The 408-nt window shown below is 44.1% G+C and carries 1 protein-coding gene; it reads right to left on the reverse strand.

What is annotated here, in order from left to right; all coding sequences use genetic code 11:
* Positions 1-244: 244 nt before the first annotated feature.
* A partial coding sequence (locus tag AB4585_RS28520) for a 3'-5' exonuclease (protein ID WP_372172135.1) occupies positions 245-408 on the reverse strand: 164 nt, incomplete at its 5' end.

Here is a 408-nt window from a genome sequence, read left to right on the forward strand (position 1 = left end):
AAACCAACTACCGTCAATCAGTTGTAGGCGCACCGACTTGCTCCCTTTTACAGGGGTAAGGTACTTGAGAGAACTGAGTTGTCCTGAGCGGAACGTTAGCTCAGATGCGGAAGGCAGACTTTGATTGGACGCCAATGAGAACAACGTCGCTAGAGCGAGCATCGTAAGGCCTAGAACAAAGTAGATACTAGATTTTCGAATATGCCCACCTACTCATAATTCACTCTTTATCAACAAAAGATCACTACTTCTTTTTCACCGCATAAGAGCCTTCAAGTAGCTCTGTGATAAACGGTGATGGTTGAAGATCGTAACTCACTATTGCCTCTTGTTTTGCACGAGTTAGAGCCACGTAAAACAAGCGGCGTTCTTCTGCAAATGGGAAAGATTCGTTACTTGATTTAAGTG

The organism is Vibrio sp. 10N.222.49.C9, assembly GCF_041474985.1.
In the GTDB taxonomy this organism is placed as follows: Bacteria; Pseudomonadota; Gammaproteobacteria; order Enterobacterales; family Vibrionaceae; genus Vibrio; species Vibrio crassostreae_C.